At 62.4% G+C, this 4913-nt stretch carries 2 protein-coding genes; one reads left to right on the top strand and one right to left on the bottom strand.

Annotation, left to right across the window (positions count from 1 at the left end; all coding sequences use genetic code 11):
• Nucleotides 1–249: 249 nt before the first annotated feature.
• Nucleotides 250–1458 carry an urea ABC transporter substrate-binding protein gene (gene urtA, locus HX846_RS23625; RefSeq protein ID WP_003218263.1) on the bottom strand — a complete coding sequence of 403 codons (1209 nt, stop codon included), beginning with the start codon at nucleotides 1456–1458 and terminating at the stop codon, nucleotides 250–252.
• Between the two features lie 354 nt (nucleotides 1459–1812).
• On the opposite strand from urtA, the gene HX846_RS23620 reads away from it, so the two are divergent.
• The coding region (locus HX846_RS23620; RefSeq protein WP_178966195.1) for an ATP-binding protein at nucleotides 1813–4913 on the top strand (3101 nt) is incomplete at its 3' end.

Below are 4913 nucleotides of genomic sequence, written 5' to 3'. Positions count from 1 at the left end.
ATGGCTGGTTCACCGGTTCGGCGCTCGGTGGCCTGTTGTATTACGCCCTCTCCATGAAACGCGGGGCTCGTGTGGTCGCGGTGAAACCACCGCTTTAATCGATGTGGAATGCAATCAAATGTGGTAGCGGGCTTGCTCGCGAATACGGTGTGTCAGTACCGGATGCACTCACTGATTCACCGCTTTCGCGAGCAAGCCCGCTCCCACACAAAACCAGTTCCCACATTCAGATCAGCGCCAGACCCGAGGTTATTGATAGCCTTTCGGGAACGGATTCGGCTCGATCAGATCCGACTCGTAGATCACCTTGAACTGGCCATTGGGCTGCACTTCGCCGATGCGCGACTTGCTCCACAGGTGATGGTTTTCGTGGATCTTCACATAGCCTTCCGGCGCGTTTTTCAGCTCGATGCCAGGCGATGCGGCGACGACTTTATCCACGTCGAAACTGCCGGCCTTCTCCACCGCCGCTTTCCACAACCATGGGCCGAGGTAGGCCGCCTGGGTCACATCACCGATCACTGCATCCTTGCCGTACTTGGCCTTGAACGCTTCCACGAAGGCTTTGTTGTTCGGGTTGTCGAGGCTCTGGAAGTACTTCATCGAGGCATAGAAGCCAGCCATGTTTTCGCCGCCGATGCCCAGCAGTTCGTCTTCGGTCACCGACAGGGTCAACAGGGTTTGCTTGGACGCGTTCACGCCCGCTGCGTTGAGCTGTTTGTAGAAGGCCACGTTGGAGCCGCCCACCACGGCCGCAAACACCACGTCAGGCTTTTTCAGCTTGACCTTGTTGATCAGCGAACCGAACTGGGTGTTGCCCAGCGGGTAGTAGTCTTCGCCGACCACGGTGCCGTGCAGGACGTTTTCAATGTGCTTGCGCGCGATCTTCATCGAGGTGCGCGGCCAGATGTAGTCCGAGCCCACCAGGTAGAAGGTTTTGGCGCCCTTGGTCTTCGCGATCCAGTCGAGGCTGGCAAGGATTTGCTGGGTCGCTTCCTGGCCGGTGTAGATCACGTTTTTCGACTGTTCCAGGCCTTCATAGAAGGTCGGGTAGTAGAGCAGGCCGTTTTCTTTCTCGAAGATCGGCAATACGGCTTTACGTGAAGCGGAGGTCCAGCAGCCGAACACTGCGGCCACCTTGTCGTTCACCAGCAGTTTCTTGGCCTTTTCGGCGAAGGTCGGCCAGTCGGACGCGCCGTCTTCCTGGATCACCTTGATCTGCCGCCCGAGGATCCCGCCCGAGGCGTTGATCTGCTCGATGGCCAGGCGTTCGGCCTGGATCGAACCGGTTTCGGAAATCGCCATGGTGCCGGTGGCCGAGTGCAACTGGCCGACGGTGACTTCGGTGGGCGTCACCGCCAGGCCTTCGTTGTCGGCCATGACGCCATGGCTGAACAGACTCGCCGCCAGCAGTGATAAGGCCAACAACGGTTTGGAGCGGATCAATCGTGATTCCATGGGGCGACTCCTCTGCAATGAGGGGTTCAGCATGGCGGCAGGTGGCCACGGCGGGTATACGCAGCCTGACGTAACGACGTACGTCATTTGACGTATGCCGTTGCGCACCATTTTCGAGCAGGATCCCGCCCGCCTTGGGAAAGGAAACCCCTGTGGCGAGGGAGCTTGCTCCCGTTGGGCTGCGCAGCGGCCCCAAAACCGGCGACCCGGTTCTGCCTGGAAAAATGAAGTGGTCTTGCTGGGCCTGCTTCGCAGTCCAACGGGAGCAAGCTCCCTCGCCACGAAGAGCGCACCCCGCAGGACTGGGGCACGAATATTGCTGCCATCTCCCCATCCTTGCAGGAGTTCCCCACCGTGCACCCCCTCCCCGGCACCCAGCGCATCGTCAAGATCCGCCGCGACTACAACTCCTGGGTCGCCGACGAGACCATGGAAGACTACGCCCTGCGCTACACCCCGAAGTCGTTCCGCAAATGGTCGGAACTGCGCATCGCCAACACCGCCTTGGGCGCGGTGTCGTTCCTGGCGCTGGAGGCCATCGGCGGCGTATTGGCCTTGAGCTACGGCTTCACCAACACCTTCTGGGCGATCCTCGCCATCAGCCTGGTGATCTTTCTCACCGGCCTGCCCATCAGCTACTACGCCGCCCGCTATGGCGTAGACATGGACCTGCTGACCCGCGGCGCGGGCTTCGGTTACATCGGCTCCACCATCACCTCGCTGATCTACGCCAGCTTCACCTTCCTGTTCTTCGCCCTGGAAGCGGCGATCATGGCCCTGGCCCTGGAGTTGTATTTCCATATCCCGCTGGCCATCGCCTATGTCATCTGTTCACTGCTGGTGATCCCGCTGGTGGCCTACGGCGTAACGCTGATCAGCCGCCTGCAATTGTGGACGCAACCGCTGTGGCTGGTGCTGTTGGTGCTGCCCTATGGCTTCGTGTTGTGGAAAAACCCCGAGGCCTTCAGCGACTGGACCAGCTTTGTCGGCCGCAGCAGCGATGGTGGCGACTTCAATCTGCTGTCGTTCTGCGCCGCCTGCACCGTGGCGCTGTCGCTGGTCACGCAGATCGGCGAACAGGTGGACTACCTGCGCTTCCTTCCGGAAAAAACCAGCGCCAACCGCAAGCGCTGGTGGGCCGCGCTGTTATGCGCCGGGCCCGGCTGGATCGTGCCGGGGGCGTTGAAAATGTTCGCCGGGGCGTTCCTGGCGTTCCTCGCCCTGCAACATGAAATCCCCATGGAGCGCGCCGCCGAGCCAACCCAGATGTACCTCGTCGCGTTCGGCTATGTGTTCTCCTCTCCCGAATGGGCGCTGGGGGCGATGGTGCTGTTCGTGTTCATCTCGCAGATGAAGATCAACCTGACCAACGCCTACGCCGGCTCCCTGGCCTGGTCGAACTTCTTTGCCCGCGTGACCCACAGCCACCCCGGCCGCGTGGTGTGGCTGGTGTTCAACGTCGCCATTGCGCTGATGCTGATGGAGCTCGGCGTGTTCGATGTGATCGAGCAGGTGCTGGGGCTCTACGCGAATATCGCGATTGCCTGGATCGGCACGCTGGTAGCGGACCTGGTAATCAACAAGCCCCTGGGCCTGTCGCCCAAACACATCGAATTCAAGCGTGCGCACCTCTACGACATCAACCCGGTGGGCGTCGGCTCGATGCTGATTGCCTCGCTGCTGTCGATTCTCGCCCACTTCGGCCTGTTCGGCGCCCTGGCCCAGGCCGCGCCACCGTTTGTCGCGCTGGGCACCGCGTTAATCATGGCGCCGCTATTGGCGTGGCTGACCAAGGGCCGCTACTACATTGCGCGCAGCAGCGAGGCGCAATTGATTCACCCGCAACCCGGCACCGGCCTGGTGATCTGCGGGCTGTGCAGCAACCCGTTCGAGACCGCCGACATGGCGTTCTGCCCGGCCTACAGCACGCCGATCTGCTCGCTCTGTTGCTCACTGGATGCGCGTTGCGGCGACCGTTGCAAACCCCACGCACGCCTGGCCAGCCAGTTCGAAGGGGTGCTGCGCTGGTTGCTGCCGACGACGTTGGTACCGCGCCTGCATACGCGGCTGGCGCATTACCTCGGATTGTTGATGGCGCTGGTGCTGATGCTCGCCGGGGCGCTGGCGCTGATCTACATGCAGGCGGCCCAGGGTTTGCCCCATTCGCAAACCTTGTACCAGGCGTTTTTCAAGGCGTTCCTCACGCTCTCGGTGCTGGCCGCCGTACTCGCCTGGTGGGTAGTACTCACCCGCGAAAGCCGGCGGGTGGCCCAGGAAGAATCCGACCGGCAAACCTCGCTGCTGATGCAGGAGATCGCCGCCCACAGCCTCACCGACCAGGCCCTGCAACAGGCCAAGGAAGCCTCGGAAGCAGCGAACGCGGCCAAGAGTCGCTACGTCACCGGGCTGTCCCACGAGCTGCGCACGCCGCTCAACAGCATCCTGGGCTTCACCCAGATCCTGCAGCGCGACAGTGCCATGCCCGAACAGCATCAGGACGCCCTGGCGACCATCCTGCGCAGCGGCTCGCACCTGCTGTCGCTGATCGACGGCCTGCTGGACGTGGCCAAGATCGAGGCCGGCAAGCTGCGCCTGGAGCTCACCGAAATCCCCTTCCCGGAACTGATCCACGACCTGGAACAAATGTTCACCCCCCAGGCCGAAGACAAGGGCCTGCGCTTTCGCCTGGACTGCGTGGGCAAGATCCCCGCCGTGGTGCGTGGTGATGAAAAACGCGTGCGGCAGATCCTGATCAACCTGCTGGGCAACGCGATCAACTTTACCGACAGCGGCGAGGTGCGCCTGCGGGTCAGCTACATGCGCGAGACCGCCAACTTCGAGATCATCGACACTGGCATCGGGATTGACCCCGAACAGATCGAGCGGATTTTCCAGCCGTTCGAACGCGGCGACCTGATGCGCCAGGACAAGGGCGTGGGTCTGGGCCTGACCATCACACGCATGCTGACCTCGCTGATGGGCGGCGAATTGCGGGTGGTCAGCGAGCTGGACAAGGGCACCTGCTTCCAGGTACGGCTGTTCCTGTCCCAGGTCCGCGTGCCGCAAGCCGTGGTGCATGTGGAGCACGACATCATCGGCTACCACGGCGAACGACGGCGCATCCTGGTGGTGGATGACCACGTGGACCATCGCAAGGTGCTCAGCGGCATGCTCACGCCCCTGGGCTTCGAGGTGTCCCAGGCCAGCAACGGCCAGGAGGCGATCCGCCAGGTGGCGCTGCTGTCGCCGGACCTGATCCTGATGGACCTGTCGATGCCGACCATGGACGGCTGGGCCACCAGCCGGATGATCCGGCGTAATGCGCTGTCTGCCGCGCCGATTATCATCATCTCCGCCAACGCCTTCACTGACGACCGCGAACGCAGCATCGCCGGCGCCTGCAACGACTACCTGGCCAAGCCGGTGCGTACCCCTGAACTGCTCGGACGCCTGCA

It is taken from the genome of Pseudomonas sp. K5002 (genome assembly GCF_013386655.1).
In the GTDB taxonomy this organism is placed as follows: domain Bacteria; phylum Pseudomonadota; class Gammaproteobacteria; order Pseudomonadales; family Pseudomonadaceae; genus Aquipseudomonas.
The sequence above is the reverse complement of the archived record's forward strand: the minus strand, read 5'-3'. Positions and strand labels throughout refer to the sequence as shown.

What these genes read in the sequence shown, in the direction of transcription:
- urtA (WP_003218263.1), bottom strand. Translation starts at nt 1,458, where the DNA reads ATGGAATCACGATTGATCCGCTCCAAACCGTTGTTGGCCTTATCACTG.